Source organism: Paenibacillus sp. FSL P4-0113, assembly GCF_038009305.1.
Taxonomy (GTDB): domain Bacteria; phylum Bacillota; class Bacilli; order Paenibacillales; family Paenibacillaceae; genus Paenibacillus; species Paenibacillus polymyxa_D.
The window spans coordinates 1881239-1897512 of sequence record NZ_JBBPAZ010000001.1; the positions used below are offsets into that span (position 1 = coordinate 1881239).

The 16274-nt window shown below is 35.4% G+C and carries 9 protein-coding genes; all 9 read right to left on the minus strand.

The window, feature by feature from the left end:
• Window positions 1-6 precede the first annotated feature (6 nt).
• The 9 genes from MKX46_RS07905 to MKX46_RS07945 all read right to left on the minus strand — a co-directional run bounded on the left by MKX46_RS07905 (window position 7) and on the right by MKX46_RS07945 (window position 16175).
• The gene (locus MKX46_RS07905) at window positions 7-177 is read right to left on the minus strand and encodes a hypothetical protein (RefSeq protein ID WP_341071100.1); all 171 of its coding nucleotides are present in this window, start codon (window positions 175-177) and stop codon (window positions 7-9) included.
• Window positions 178-273: 96 nt separating this feature from the next.
• Entirely contained in the window at window positions 274-1419 is a 1146-nt protein-coding gene (locus tag MKX46_RS07910; RefSeq protein WP_341071101.1) for a ParB/RepB/Spo0J family partition protein, read from the minus strand.
• A gap of 104 nt (window positions 1420-1523) precedes the next feature.
• A complete protein-coding gene (locus MKX46_RS07915; RefSeq protein WP_341071102.1) occupies window positions 1524-4919 on the minus strand; it encodes an RNA dependent RNA polymerase in 3396 nt (1131 codons plus the stop codon).
• A 308-nt stretch (window positions 4920-5227) separates the two neighbouring features.
• On the minus strand, window positions 5228-6508 hold the full coding sequence (locus MKX46_RS07920; protein WP_341071104.1) for a hypothetical protein: 1281 nt from the start codon (window positions 6506-6508) through the stop codon (window positions 5228-5230).
• Between the two features lie 307 nt (window positions 6509-6815).
• The gene (locus MKX46_RS07925) at window positions 6816-8693 is read right to left on the minus strand and encodes a hypothetical protein (protein ID WP_341071105.1); all 1878 of its coding nucleotides are present in this window, start codon (window positions 8691-8693) and stop codon (window positions 6816-6818) included.
• A complete protein-coding gene (locus tag MKX46_RS07930) occupies window positions 8690-9178 on the minus strand; it encodes an ABC-three component system middle component 2 (protein WP_341071106.1) in 489 nt (162 codons plus the stop codon). The genes MKX46_RS07925 and MKX46_RS07930 overlap by 4 nt, the downstream gene beginning before the upstream one ends.
• Complete coding sequence (locus tag MKX46_RS07935) at window positions 9178-10260, minus strand: ABC-three component system protein (protein ID WP_341071107.1); 1083 nt, start codon at window positions 10258-10260, stop codon at window positions 9178-9180. The genes MKX46_RS07930 and MKX46_RS07935 overlap by 1 nt, the downstream gene beginning before the upstream one ends.
• Before the next feature lie 1104 nt (window positions 10261-11364).
• Window positions 11365-13281: a hypothetical protein gene (locus MKX46_RS07940; RefSeq protein ID WP_341071108.1), complete on the minus strand. Its 1917-nt coding sequence runs from the start codon at window positions 13279-13281 to the stop codon at window positions 11365-11367.
• 653 nt (window positions 13282-13934) lie between these two features.
• Entirely contained in the window at window positions 13935-16175 is a 2241-nt protein-coding gene (locus MKX46_RS07945) for a right-handed parallel beta-helix repeat-containing protein (RefSeq protein WP_341071109.1), read from the minus strand.
• Window positions 16176-16274 lie beyond the last annotated feature (99 nt).

A 16274-nucleotide genomic window follows, 5' to 3' on the forward strand; every position in this document is an offset into this window, starting at 1 on the left:
CACTCCTTATATTTTCGGGTTCTTGATTTCCTCTAAAGCCTGTTGAAATTCTTCATTAATAGCGTACAGCCAAAATTTTTGATGCTTCTCAATCGTCAAAGCGCGAGTAATGTACCGGATATTTTTACCCTGCAATTTCCGCATCATCTGACCATCGTAACAATAAAAATAGCTCACTCAGATTCACTCCTCTCATTTGTGGATCGCACCTTTATAGCAAGTGTCACCCAAGCGCCCGTGTTAACAGGCGCTATATGTGTCACGTGACACCATTTACTCCATGGCCAGCAATTCATCCAGTATGTCATCCATTGAAACATGATTCTCTTTGGCAATATGATCTAATTGTTGCTTATAAAATTTGATTTCTTCCGTTAACGTTTCCAATGACTTGTCCTCTAAAGAATCGCTATAATTTTTACATTTTTTCAATTCATCTTGAAAGCTATGTAAATTCCATTTTTCTTCGATGTTGATATCAGAGTGAAAGAGTTCATTTCGCATCTCATCCCAAAATTTTTCAACCATCCACGGTCTGAATTCGGAATCAAAATGTTCTTTATTTTTTTCCAAATCATAAACAACTGCAAAATCAATATCTTCTTCTGTTATGTTGGAGATATGAAGATGATTGACAATACAATCCATTTGAGCGGTTAAAGCGAATCCTCTATTTTTAGAAACAACCACAGAGCCAAGTCCCTTATAATTCAAAATTGGTGAGATAATTAAATCGTAATGCCAACCATCCACCCAACTCTTGACTTCGTTTACGGTTAGTTTTTCTTTTTTTATATCATGCTTCTCCCAAAATGAACTGTGAAATTTCAACTGATAGTTTTCAAAATGACATTCTTCTTTCTGTGAACCGTCTTCATGAATGAATTTTGATGTCGGTTTGTTTTTTAGCAATCTATTCAAAAACGATTCCATTTTCAATAATTGCTTGGCATGACCATCTGAAATATACCCCTCTGCAATCCAATCGTGAATAAAAGGTAATAGTTTTAATAGTCTTAAGCGGCTTGTAACAAAGGCTCTGTTTTTGCTTACTTTTTTTGCAATTTGATCATGTGTGTATCCTCTTTGTACATACTCATAAAATGCATGAGCTTCTTCAATAGGAGTCATTTGTTCCCGTTGGATATTTTCAATGACAGATAAATGAAAAGCATCTTCATCGCTCAATTCCTTTACTTTCACTGCAATCGTATCCAGTCCAGCCATTTGACTTGCTCGATATCTTCGTTCCCCCTGAACAATCTCATATTGATCTCCCTGTGGTCTGACCAATATTGCTTCTTGTAAACCATCGCTTACAATGGATGCTGCCAGCTCCTGCAAAGACTCCTCGTTAAAATGCTTGCGTGGCTGATTTGGGTTGGTAACAATCTGGCTTAATTTTAATGTGATGTTCAAATAATGATATCTCCTTTATTTTTGGATTCGTATAAATAACGTTCTAGTAGTCACCCAAGCGCCCGTGTTAACAGGCGCCTATTATGACAGACCTATGATTCAATTTATTCGATATGGACTATAGCCTTAAAGCTTGATTTCGTGACTTTCTCAATCCTGATAAATTCAATTGTCGCTCCGTCAAAATCTAATAAGGATAACCCTTCATCTCGACGAATGACCTGATCTCTCGGAATGATACACTTCACTTTCCCCTGCTCATCTACAATATGAACATAGCAATGCTCGACCACCTGAATCTGTAATTTTTTGCCCAATACCTGGTCAGCTACCGACTGCGATTCTTCCTCCGACTTTTTCAATGTGCTGAAGCCGAGCGAATAATTCCTCAATGTTCGTCTTGTACTTTTCTCGTTCAGCATAAAAGGCGTATGACTGGTTTGTACTACGCTTTCCCTTTCAGCTTCATATCCAATAAAGAATTGTCCCATGATCTCAAATAACGAATAAACACCGTCCGGCATATGGAATGGAAACTCCGCATTATCTATGGTAGCGATGCCAGCTTGAACGATAAGCTCCTTGCCTTCTACATTACGGTTCGTGAGCCGGTTCACTCTTCGTACTTCCCTCTTCATCACATTTTCATGCTGCTTTAGATTTTCCAATAGTCCATCTGCAAACAGCCATCCAAAGGAGTAGGTTCTGTAGGATTGGTACGCGATCTCGACAGCAACACTGGCAAGTATTGAAGGGTAAGGACAGATCTCTTCACACTGAGCTTTGTATTTTTCTCTTAGCTTGGTGTATTCAGCACTGATCGCTTTTCGAGTATCATTATCTCGTTCCCATTTTTTTAGTTCATTAAATTGCTTTCGACGATGATTAATGGGACTTTTCTGCTCGTTGTATTCTGTATAAAGTGGCTCAATGAGCGCTAGATAGCTCAGAAACTTGGGCTGGCTAACCTTCTTCATATCCTGTAACAATTGTCTCGTACTCTCGATGCCCAAAATCGACTGATCCAGTTTGCCATCTTTCATGTTGAACGTGTCATCTATGTACTTCTCCGCCTTGACACAAAATTGATTAAACGGCGATTTCATCGAGTTCTGATAATCCTCGGCTTTGCCACCATTCACAAAACGGAAGAAATACGGCATTCGGATAGCCAGACGATCCAGCACATATGGAATCTCTACTTCCAGTCCATTTTTCGTTGCATCAATAATTTGACCTTGGAGAAATTTTAAAACTGAGTTTTCCAAAACGCGTCCTTGAAGGCTACCTTCCTCCAAAGCCAGATTCTGAAAATACGTATTCACATTCGTACATCTACCCGTCAGATTATGTAGACTTTTTAGCTCCATATTGACGATGCTGTCCATATTATTTGGTACAGGAGCAGCTACTTTTTTATCATCTTCATTTATGATCGTAGGCGCATCAATCACTGCCTTGAGTATGGTCAGATCATTCGTACAGAGAGCCGTGTCCCCATCGACATCTGCTCCTCCAAGTCTCATCAGACTCAGATCATGACAGTTAAGCACAATCATGTTATCTAAATGACGTATATATCGGTTATGTACTTGTACAAAATCTAACTTGCCAACTTCATTAAATATGGTTAGCGGTGACCGGAATAAAGCGTGAGTTCCTTGTTTCCGATTCATAAAAGCCTGGTTCTTCTTCAGCACACCTGTTACTAGTTTTCCGCTGGCATGCTCCATAAACGCAATCGGATCATTGGTTAGATAAAAGTAGCTACCTCGAATCGGGATGCGACCTTTCAACATATCCTGTAATTTCAGCATGGCTTGCTTCACGATAAATTTCCGGACGTTTCCGTCATACAGCATTAGTTCATTCAAATCTATAGCTTGGATGATTTCATTGATAAATTGTTTCTTCTGACCCCGTTCTATTTCATCTTCCTGTTCATCGGATTCTTCATCTACATCTTTGGGTTCATCATCTTCTTGGACTAACATATGTAGGAATGCTTTCGTATAAGCAATATCTCGAAGCCATTTTCCATGGGTGTCATTCTTTTGTCCATGTAATACTTGTTTGATAACTTCCATTAGAGGCGTAGCTAATTGAAATAAATCGTTCAAAGTGAGATTCAGCGCATGAATATATTGGTATGTCAGTGGTGTGTAGGCGTTCATCTGGTATGCTGGCTTCGCATAATTGGCGACCCAAAAGTGATTATGATTATATACTTTCAGTAATGCTTCATATTCCGTTATACTCTCGAACAAACAATTCGGCTTAGCTTGTCCTTCAATGTATTGATGCCATGCTTTGAAGCAGGATTTGGTGAGGATGAGATCAATAGGACGACCCTGTTTATCGATGATCGGCTGTGATTCACCAAAAACATCTATTATTTGTGTTACGTTGTTTTCCTTGAACCAATTCAACAGATCGAATCGAATAAAGTTACCTTTAATATATGGAAGTCTTCCCTGAACTGCATTAGGTGAATAGGATAGATTCAGGTGCTGTCCGATACGCTCTGCAAACTGAAAGCTCATTAAACCTTGACCATCGAAAAACTGAACATTCTTATTTTTGTAGTTTGGATACTCCACTCGCTTAAATCCGATGGACTCTTCATTGATCGCGATGATTGGCATTTCTTCTGTCTGCTCGATGGAATAGCAAGGGTACAACTCATCGTACATAACCGAACGAGCAGGAATAGGAATCTCCTCTAGCTTCACACGACGATTCTGTTTATCCCATCCAATGAAAGTTTTATATTCATTTTGATCAGGAACAGACTTTGTGCGGCCATTCCACGAGATCGTTTTATTCGGTATATGTTCTAACTTATGTAATTGTTCCTTAGATGGTTTCAATTCTTTCTTCGCTTTGAAATATTCACGTTGCTTCGTCTTTTCATTGAATATTAACTTCTGCTGCTCCAAATCTTCAGCACACTTTTCTACTTTCCATACATCCTCGATGATTGTTTCCTTTTCATAATCTGGAATAACGACGATACGTGGAATATACGGGACTGGCTGAGCTGCTGAACGACTCACACCAAGTGCTGCTTCCCACTTGTGGATGTTGGTGAGTGGTGGCATTTTGCCTAGTGTAATGCGTCGATAGAGATCAGCAATATACTTTTCTTGGATGAACTCTGTTCGCTGTGTACGTCCCATCGCAGGTGACTTGATCGAACGGACATATTTTCTTCCATTATAGTAGATTCCCTCTCGTAACATACTTTCAAACAAGGCAAGTTGAGATGGATCATCTTCGTCAATTTGATCAGCTTTGAGCATAAAGATAACATCGGTAACATCAGCGAAAGGATCATGTTCTGCAACGACTCGTTTGAGTTGATCGAGATAGATGCTGTTCGATACGGTGATGAGACGAGTGCTGGATTGTGGTGTGCAAAGTTGGTTACCTATAACTGTGATCTCATTAAAATGGAACAGTTTGATTTGGTATTGATTGCGCGTTGGATCAGTGGTCAAATTTTAGCCTCCTGTTTGTTAGTTTGTGTGATATCGTTATGAACGTTCTTATTCATTGTATAGAACGTACGTTCGTATGTCAAGAGTTGAATTCTAAGAATTTTTTTATATAGAAGGGCATGATGAAAAGACCTAGCATAGGTTACTAGGTCTTAACGAATAACTCCTTTAAAGCCTTTTGTAGAGCTTTAGTGGTTAACAGCTTATTCTCTTTAATCAACTCTCATATTTAGTGTTATATCCAAAGTCCCATTTTCAGACATATTGTGCTCTCTCTGATTTGCATCAGTTCAATAGCAACTGGTATTCTAGTTATTAACATAACCTTTAGTTTTTAATAAATCTTCTACCGGATAAAGGTCATAAATTTGGGGATCATGATTAAGTTTATTTTTTTCTTTTTGAATAAATTCAATAGTCTCTTTATTAAAATCGTGCCAGTTATTCTCTTGATCAATTTTTTTTAGAATCTCTCTCCTAATATCATCAAATATGGAAAGGGTATATTTATCAAAGAGCCCATAGTTTAAATTGAGTATATCACTTAGAATCTTTTCTCTTCTTTCTTTAGGGATTACTTCCCATATACTCTGTTTAATAAACCAATGATCTGAAACATAGATCATCCAACTTTCAATCATTACTAAAGTAAGCAATGCGTCCTGAAAATAATATCTGGCATACTTATCTAGATATTTCTTATTTGATTTTGTTGTCCCCAAAATGACAAGTGTACCTTTATTTTGAGGTATTACATTTAATACAAATATTATTTTTTTTGTCTTATTTATTTCAACTTTGTTAAATACTCCGATACCTGCTAAACATACAGGGATGTTTAGGTCCTGTATGTTTAAGGCTCGGTAGTATATCTTATCTTTACCTTTTTGAATATCTATTGAAAAAGGCTTATAATATTTGTCTCTAATGAACCTTATAAAATTCTCTAAATCATTAATTTCATTTTTGTAATAATATAATTTGTCATCTACGCGATGAAAGTTTATCTTCTGAATAGCATTTTCCTCGAGATCTAATTCTCCCAAATGCTTAAGAAGGATTTCTTTAAATCGACTTTGTTGATGGCTGTGGTACTCATTCTTTTGCAGGATAAGGTGATACAATATCATTTTTTTTACTTGTAACTCTCTACAAATAGTCCGGAATAATTGTAAACGGATATCTTTATCCTTATGAATTTCTTTAGTATTTTCAAAAGTATGAAAAATACTTTCGTGATCTGAGCAAAACCCGGGGAAGGATGATGCTGTGTTAATTCCCATTCGTTCAATGTCCATCTTCCCTTTTCTGTTATTGAAGGAAGGATGAAGAACGTGATTGTCTTGGGAGATGAATTTTAAAGTTCCGTTTTTTTGCAAAGTGTGTGAGTGCGGGATACTCTGTTTTCCACATCCAAGAAACATGCACTTTTGGGAGGAATCAAACATGGCATCATACTTGTGAGTATATTCAAAAAAGAATTTCTTTCTTTGACTGCTACTCTGAAAAACTTCTTCATTAGGTTCAAGAAATTCTTCCATTGCAGAATCTAGCGCTAAATTTAGTTTTTTCTCCATTTCAGCATCCATTGCTAACTTCTCCTATCGCCAAAAGTAGGAACATAAATTTATCAGTATACGACACAAATTCTTTTTCTTTCTCCAATCCTATTTGATTTTATTCTGAATAATGAAATAGCTTAGTACATGAGTTACTCCAAAATTGAGTCAACTTACCTTGAGTTAACCTCAAAAAGTCTTCATAACAGCTACTTGGTTTTGAAGTAAATATATCTCAATACTATTGTTAAAAATAAGCAGCACTAATCAATTTCCTTGCTTTAACATAGAAATCTCTAACCTTTGACTCAATCTTTCTGAAAAAGGATATTATTAATTATATTATTTCATCGACATTAATTGGGTTTTTAGATGGAAAAAAACCATATCTGCCTATACTCTTACCTTTGGTGAATTCGATATGATTGCATTCCTCGACTTGTTGAGGTAGCTCTTTGTTCTCCATAATAATCACCTGCTTATTGGTACTATTTTTAGACAATGCTATAAACAATGAATCTTGCATAGATACATCAATCATATCATCTTGGTTAGTTCCATCTCTTAATTCATTTTCTTTTAAAGTTGTAACTGGAGAATCTAATAATAATACGCGAGTAAAAGGATGATTTTGGGAGAGTAAATAATCCATTAGAGATACAGAGAATGCAGCATAGAAAAAAGCTCTAAAACCTTTGCCATTGCTTTTCCTTTCTTGACCGTTTACCATAATATCCTGCAATTTTTCATCAAAAGTTACACTTTCTAAATCTTCATATCCCCATTCAGACAATGTGTTAAATATTTCAGTTGTAAACTCTTTTAGTAATTCTACTGGCACAGTACTTTTGTAATTCAGTTTAGGCTGTTTCTGTTTTATCGCTTCTTCTAAAACTATTAATTCTCCGTTCTTTGAGGAAACTCTCTCTTCAAGACTTTTTAATTTATTTTGTACATTGATTACCTCTAAATATGAAGTTAAAACGCTTCTTAAGGGAGTCAGTTCTCTCAATACCAGTTCTTCAACATCTTTCTTACCGTTGTTTATCTCAAGCTCATATTCTTTGTTTACTAAATCAATTTTTTTAATTTCAGAAGTAGTTGATTCAATTGTTTCAATAAGTTCTATAAGATGTAAGTTTATTTTTACTTCCTCTTGATGAGAAGAGTCTATTATTTCTAATGAGAATTCCTCATTAAATGTGTCATCATTAATTTCACTATTACAAATTGGACAATGATTAATATGAATTTGATTTAGACAATCATCACCAGTTTGTAAAAAAGATAGTCTCTCCAAATCACTTTTATATTGTTTATCCAATATTTTAAATTTATCTAGTAATAATGATAGTTGGTTTCTCTGCAAATTCAATTTATTTTGTAAGTTTTGTTTATCAATAATATCTCTACGCTTGTCCTCGATTAATTTTTCAATTTTAATAATTTCTTCTGTGTATTCATTAATATCAACTATTTTCTCAAAGGTAGCATCCTTTAATTGTTCCTCTAATACTCTGTGCTCATCAGTTAGATTATTAATTTCATTATTGATATACTCAATTTTAGATTCAATTCTAACCTTTCTGATTTCCGCTTTTTCAATCTCTTCACAGTTTACATCGTCTATAGTTGTTAATAAAAACTTAAAAGCTGATTTACAATATGTTTCATCTGTTTTTATTTTATTGTAAATAGGGGAATCCGTATCCGTATCCGAGATTATTTTTGTTTCACTTATCATTGACAAATTTGCTACTGCGCGAAATCCTAGTGTCTTCTTATGCCCACTTTTGTTACTTAACATAAATTTATTTTCTGATATCCCTATAAGGTTAAGGAGAAATTTAGAGATGTTATCATCACCATTAGGATCATGATCTGCTTTTAATTTGTAGTTTTCTACGGAATAAAAACTATCAATATCTGTTAATGCATAAAATACGGATTTTTTATTTAAAAATCTAAGCAAAGTGATTGGATTATCTTTTTCAAAGTCTCTTATTTCCAAAAAAATATTCTCATAGCCTTTACTCTCTTCAATTTCTTTAAGTTTGTCAGCCCCAAACATATAGTCAATACATTTAAAAATGTAGGACTTACCTGTGTTCGAAGGACCGTTAATTACATTTAGCCCTTTTTCCAAAACAACAGCAGCATCCTCCATTCCAGTTCCCGTTATTCTAAGTTCCTTAATATAGAATCCATACATCATAACACCTCATTCTTATAAGGAAAAAAATCTGAATATTCTCTTCCCCAAGACCCGATATTTAAATTTATAAATTCTTTAAGATCAGCATCTGACATCTCTCTAAATCTCTCTTCCACTAAAGAAGCTTTGTTTAATAACTTCTCTGAATATTCATCTAATAATCCTTCTATAAACCAATTGGTATTAACGTTTGCCGAGTAAAAAAATCCATCTTCTTCACAATCAATGTTCAATAATCCCCTTGAAGCCATTAACAGTATCCCTTTTTTTATTGCTTCTCTTCGACTAAATAATTCGATAGCCCTTAAAGGGTATTCAGGGTGAAGACTGTCAAAAGACGCATTTGAATCTTTTGTATAAATCGTTAAATAGTCAAGAAAAATTAATCTATCCAAACTGCATTTTGATGGGGAGGATACTTGCAGCAGATATAAACTTCTTAAGCCCAGTTCTAAAGGAGTATTAAATAATAGTAATTCACTCATTATATCACCCAGTTTATTTGATCTTCATTAGCCAAATGGTGACAAATACCTTTTCTATCTTCATTTGTAATAAAATGTAATTCTCGATCTATAATACTTACAGATAAATTTACTCTCGTTGACTCATGCATTGTCTTAATTAGCTTTTTATAACCATCTTTAAAATCGCTCTTCATGAAATCTTTAATGCCACTATGCATTTCGCTTTTTAAAACTCCAAAATGATCTTCATTTGCAAAAATATCCCTTATGGATCGTTTTAGGGATTCGGCACTATAAAAATTAATTCGATTGTCGTTAAAGTCTGTTAATAATTCCGGTATCGTCTGAAGCATATTTAAGTCAACAGCTATTCTCTTGTATTGAGAATATGCAGCTAGTACTTTATTGACATAATTGAATTCATTTTGTTCAGGTATGTTCGGAGGAAGCACTTTCCTCCCCCTTTGAGGCTTAATTGTTCCCCCAAATCTAAAATAAAAGTAATTTGTTTTTCTGTGTTCTTCTATAATTTTTTCAATTGAATAAGTATCCACAACATTAAAATCAAAGTTTTTCACATAATCAAGAAGAGAACCTTTCAAATCTATTTTCTGACCACTTATTATGCCCTTACAGCATTTTGTATCCCATTGTTCAATGAGACCTTTTCTTATTTCCTCTGGATTTTTAATAATCCTCAAAAGCTTAGCACCAATTCCCTGTGAAGATATAATATAATACTTTTTAGGCATTGGAATGTCTTTATTAAATGTGTAATAGCACAATTTACCGAATTCTAACCAATATTCACTGGGAGTCAATTTACCTTCATATCTCTTACACTGATAATAGTCGCACGATCCATCGGCGTATTCTCCGATTACATCACGCCCCATATCCCCAGAACTTCCAATTCTATATACATCTTTATACAGTTGTTTTGCACAAGAAATTGCCCATTCGCCGATAAATGCTTCAAATTCTTCAGGAGAAAAATTTTTCACTCTTTGTAGTGGAGGAATGGGAAACGCGTGTACACTAGGTTCATTTAATGGCTCTATTGCATCTAGCTGGGTTATACCAAATGAGGAAACAATCATTTTAGCTTCTCCTCCAATCGTCTTTAAGAATTTATTCGACACTTAATTTTTCTTTTATAGATAACAAGCTTTATTGTTATTTTTAAATTATTTGATATTATTTAGCACCTTCTGTATGCCCTCATAAGTATTGGAAACTTAATATATCCCTGATACTTATACATATAGACAATCCTCAAATGAGGCTAATCATGCATGCGCCGGATACAATCAAACTCACATGGGTTTTTATTCCAATTTAATTTCATGAGGACGATTTTAAGAACAACTATTAAAACGAGACAGTGATATCTTTCTTTTTCTGTCGTCGCTTTCGTGTCCATACCGATCCAAAAATTCCTCCAAGAATCAAAGAGCCAAGTAAGATACCAAAGAGGTATCCCCCAGTGTAGACCAGGTATTTTAAAATAAATAGTAAGTCCGATTATAATAAATAGCCCTCGCAATACGTAAGCGACTTGTCTGCCTTCTGCATAGTATGTTCTTGCCAACCGTTTTCACCTCATTGGAATATCTCAACTTATACAAAAGGACTATGTACCCAAGACTAACGAAATACCGCAAACCATTTCCCTACTAAATATTGCATTATTCTTCTTTATTTCTTACACTATAGCATATTCATGGGGATATATGGAACAAAAAAAGCCCTTGAATAATACCAAGGACCTAATCCTTATAAGCCAAAAGTAAATCAAAGTATACGTATTTCTGACGTTCCTGTGATTTTGAACATTCAGCTTAGTAAATCCCCATTACCGATGAAATATTTGTATTAGGGCTACTAGTTTTTCAGGGGTGATCTTGTATTTAAACCATCACGTATTTAAAATCCCGTAACGAGATTCAGCGTTGAGCGTTTATTTCTTCCGTACAACCTCTGGCGGGACAGCCACGGACTTTAATATCAGATCATTTCTTACCTGACTACTAAGAAAGTAAAAACTGACATCCCTTTTGTCCTCCGAAACTACAAGATTAGGAAAGAATCATTACTAAAGATTCAGTATTTGTAAGAATATCCTCATTGCTTCGTTGAGATTCTATAAATACTTGCTCTTCTTGATAAATTAAATCTATTATTCTCATAGCTCTCAACTCCTACTAAACGTTCTTAAGATTCCTCAATTCATTTCTCCACTGTTTTACAAGAGTCGTTATATTTCCTTTATAATTATCATTTGAAGACGGTAACAAAACAATTATTATCAGAGTGACTATATCCATTAAGAAAGAAACTTCAAAATAAAATGTAAGTTGCATAGCTAGTTCGCGGCTGAACCCCATCAAAAGAAAAAGCACAACATTAGCTATAGTTAGTGGTTTTAGCCCAATAATTAATAGAACTAAAATCCAGAATGATATTTTTCGGAACTTTTTGCTTCCTAAAAATTTATCATAAGACATCGCTCTAGCAACAATTGCGGAAACTAGACTAACCACAAGAAATACTCCCACTATTCCTTTAAGACTTTCTAATGGATTTATTGCGTCAAAGAAATAATAAAAAGCACCTACTAGAGCAAGATGAGGAAGTACTAAAATAGCGACTGACAGGTACCCTCTTGATATTGCAAAATTATTATACTGAGGCTTTGAAAAATCTATCCATAACGCGATGTTAGTATTAATAATAATCATAAAGATATAGATTATTCCAAAGATAATGCCCACTAGCCCTATTTCGTTTAGGTACTTGTATCCGATTAGCAAGAATGGAACAAGAGTAAAAAAATAATTAAGTGCAATGGCTGTGCTACACTTCATTGCTTCTTCATTGCCCATTCCTGCATTTAATTTTTCTTTATCAATTGCCCTTGAAATTGAAAAGACAAAGCTAAAAGATGATAAAACCGATAACACTGTGTAGTAAAAATAGTCATTATTTAGTGAACTAGAACTGCTTGCTGCAAGAGATAATTGTTTATAGATCAAGAACATCCCTACTATATGGACTCCCAACATAATAAAAGAAAAGATTGGCTTTACTGAATGAGGACTTTTTCCGTACAGAAATATAAATAGTATCTGACCGAACTTTTTTCCAAAGTAAAAATGTAACGCCTCTAGCATATTGGCTGAATTAAGTAAACTTGTAACATGTAATAGTTTATCTAGTGGGGACAATATTCGTAGAAATGTTAACCCTAAAAAAATAAAAATTAAAAAGTAGAATATTACTCCGAAACTATTCGCAATATTTGAGTTTTTAATAGATCCTAAAATTAAAAATACAAGTGCTAACGAAATTCCTGTGGGAATATAGTGCTGCAACGTACCTGGCATCCTAATTTTATCAATTAAAAGCGTTGTCCCTAGATAAATAAAAAAAAGGCCTACAAATACGACTATCTGGATAAAGAAGTCTTCAAAGTGAAACTGAAGCCCTCCCTTTATTATTAACGGATATGATGCAAGAAGAATAATAATCGCCGCTGTACTTTCTGTACTTGATCTTACTTTATCACTAAAAGAAAATACTTTATCGAAAAATCTAAGAATAAGCATAACAACAATAAAAATGAATACTACTGTGTACATCGCATCCGTTGATTGCGAGATCATAAATACTGCTAGTACAATGCCAAACAAATAACCCGATATTATATATTTTCCAATATTAACGAATAGAATAAACGCCACTACTACAATGGTTGCAACAATTGGCTTTAACGGTTGTTCATATGCTATCGCAAGTAACCCCAGACCAACAGAAGCAATAGATAGCTTAAGTAATTTATCGACAATTACCATATAGTTAGCATTAAATAAATTTGTTTTTTCGAGTATCCAAGTAACCCCTCGACTTAAAAAGGGGACTAGCGGAATAACGAGAACCTTTATTCCCAACTGAAAAATACTGACTAGAGGAATAACAATAATTGCCACAATAGCTGACAATAAAAGAAGCATCTTTGAGCACTTACGAATAATTCTATTAGGATGACGATTAATTAAGATAAAAAATGGAAGCAACAGTATGGGAAGAATGAAGCCCATATTAACCACTGATATTGACATTATAGTCCCCTTGTCTACTATTTGAAGATTTGTATATCTGTGTTACTACTTCTCTTTTTAATTTTCTACAAAATTCTCCAAAATCCTTTATTCAGCAATAATTATAAGTCAAGCTCAGTAATGATTAAATAAAAAAACTCAAGCCATTTTCAACTTGAGTTTTCATACTATTTGTTTAAGTTTATGGTAACCGTGGCTTTCCTATTCTCAGCTACAACATACTGAAATCTATACGTAACGTGCTATAAAAACCCAATATTCTTAAGCGATACTGCACATCTCATTTTCGAACCATCAATATTATCGTCTTCACATGCCTATGAATGTAAATAAAATATGTTCCCGCACTCAGTCCTAAAGCGATTTTCTGAATGCAGGAACATATTCATATTGTCTTCAAACCCTCGTGCATCAATGCTTCTTATCTCGATATATTACTACCACGCACTCCACATGCCTTGAGTGTACAAAAATGATGACCCTAAGGCCTGGTCGCCCCTTGGCGGAAAATCTATCGTTTTTAGATCAGAGTCTTATGTCTTTCTTTTTTTATTTTCTACTGAAAGTGTCCCTCCTGATCCATCTGCCCCAAGGCAGTCTTGGTTTTTCTGACTTTCTGACAATCCTGTCAAACATAAAACCAGTAAAATAATTTATTGCTCAACTACCCCAAAATCATCCACATAAACATATCCTGTACCAGGATTCTTGTAAGCATACACTGTTGCCCTGGTAGCGCCTGCTCCGGTTGTAAAAGGAATGTTTACCATTGTCCAGGATGTACTGTCAGATGTTGCGGATGCATCCGTTCCTTCAAAGCCATTAACGCCAATCTGAATCCGCTCTCCTATGTCTGCCTTAACCCAGGCGGTACACATATAGCTGGTATTAGGACTTAGCCCCGTAAGTACCTGCTCGATACCATCTTCTCCGGGTCCCAATCTAACACTCTTAGAGCCGCTTCTTGGTACCGATACACTTGCAGCAGTATCTGAATATGTTGCTGCCCATGGTGAGATTATCCCTTTCTCGAAATCAGATTGCCTTACGTTATTATCATAAAGTAAGCTGACACTCTCAAAAACCGGGTCCGGAGATGAAGAAAAATCATGCCCGGCAGTCCAGTCAGTTCCACCGAACTCATATGCTCCAATATCCGGTGCCGCACCAACATAATCATTCGTGATTCCAGATATTACAACCCCTGCATTAATAGCTGGAGAAGTAGACTGCAACCTGAAATCATATGCTGTGGGATTCACAAATAACGGATTGGTTTCTGAGGTAATATTATTTCCCTCTATATGAGTACCAGGCAGTGTAAAGGCTGTAGTAAAGATATTGTTGAAAATTCTGTCGCCGTACATATCTGACTGAAAATTACTTCCCCAATATCCTACATTTCCGTTACTGTAGGTGGTATTGTTATAAATCAGGTTAAAATTACTGGGTGTGTTCAATCTTATCCCTGTATAGTTTCCCCATACAACATTATGATGCACAATATAGCCCTTGCTACCGTTATCCAGATAGATACCAGTGCCGGAATAATTCTTTGCCAGATTATCATGGATGTAATTATGATGAATTACCGTCCCTTGCCCATCCCAGGCAAATTCATAGAGTATTCCGCAGTCTTTTGTCAGCTTTCCTGCATTGTACAGATTATTATATTGTATCTGGCTGTTTTGGGTAGGCATAAATATCAGATGACGCCCAGCGTTATATACCGTATTATGACTGATTAGATGGTTTGCCCCCAATAGATAGATTGCCGGAATATCCGCTGCCGAATAATTTGCTTCATGAATAAGATTATTAATTACCTTATTTCCTGTTCCCTCTATACTCACCAGATTACCGGAACTGTAGGTCAAAGTACTGTCTCTAAGCTCATTATTGGTACCGGACATAAATATCCCTGTACTGTATTGTCTGGTAACATCCGAATCATGACTGACATATTCCGCAATCATATTATAAACTTTACAGTAATTAGAATTCGACATTTTAATGCTGGAGGCAAAGATATTAATTCCGGTAATATTTATGTAAGATCGGGAACTTAAATCAAATGCATAAGTCCGCTTCTTTGCTTCTACTGTCAAAGTATTCGGATCAACTCCACCAGGTGCCCATAAATAAAGTCTGCCAGTAATGCTGTCATAATACCATTCTCCCGCACTGTCAAGATCTTCAAGATTACCAGTAATATAATAGCTGTTACCGCCTGTCGCTGCAGTATCTATTTGATCAAAGGTAATGGAGCCGTCACTTGAGCTGGTAATGGTACTTTTATAAGATTTGTAGCCCGTTCCCGGAACACTCCAAACCGTTTTGCCAACCCAGTATCCAGGTGGCTGAGTTAAGTCCCCATCCTTGATGGTTGTAGTAGAACCGGAATCAACTGTTGCATATGTTAAATTTAAGGGATCAAGTGTTGGTGAATTGGGCCATCTGGCTTCAAATTGCATTTGCTTATTAACAAATATCTGATTTTTTGTTCCAAGGGAACCCTTCATTTCCGCATAATAGATGGATCCGGAGTAATTTTTCCAGCCAGTAACCGGATCGGCACCGGATACCGTTACGTTCTCTCCTGTATAAGCCTCAAATTTTATGGGTTTTGCAGAAGTTCCGGAAGTATGAAGTGTTACTGTTTCTCGGTATGTACCACCTCGTATGATGCAGGTATCTCCGGTTTTCATGGTATCTGCTGCCTTTTGTATGGTTTTCCATGGATTTGATAGTGTACCGGTTCCAGTGATGTCATTCCCCGTTGTAGAAACATAATATACGGAATTTGCCTTTACAGTTTCCACACCCAGATTAAAAGTAAATACATAAATCATCATAATTACAACTAAAAATCTAAAGCCTGTTCTCTTATTCATAGCTTACCTCCTGGAATGAATTCTATTTTTAGATACGGCTTCTATGCCTGGGCTTAAGTTCACTGCTAGGTATGTTCTAATATAGAAATTTGTGTATAT

Excerpts from the sequence above, each read along its gene's own strand:
- MKX46_RS07945 (WP_341071109.1), bottom strand. The coding sequence starts at position 16,175 with ATGAATAAGAGAACAGGCTTTAGATTTTTAGTTGTAATTATGATGATT.
- MKX46_RS07920 (WP_341071104.1), bottom strand. The coding sequence starts at position 6,508 with ATGGATGCTGAAATGGAGAAAAAACTAAATTTAGCGCTAGATTCTGCA.
- MKX46_RS07930 (WP_341071106.1), bottom strand. The coding sequence starts at position 9,178 with ATGAGTGAATTACTATTATTTAATACTCCTTTAGAACTGGGCTTAAGA.
- MKX46_RS07925 (WP_341071105.1), bottom strand. The coding sequence starts at position 8,693 with ATGATGTATGGATTCTATATTAAGGAACTTAGAATAACGGGAACTGGA.
- MKX46_RS07940 (WP_341071108.1), bottom strand. The coding sequence starts at position 13,281 with ATGTCAATATCAGTGGTTAATATGGGCTTCATTCTTCCCATACTGTTG.
- MKX46_RS07935 (WP_341071107.1), bottom strand. The coding sequence starts at position 10,260 with ATGATTGTTTCCTCATTTGGTATAACCCAGCTAGATGCAATAGAGCCA.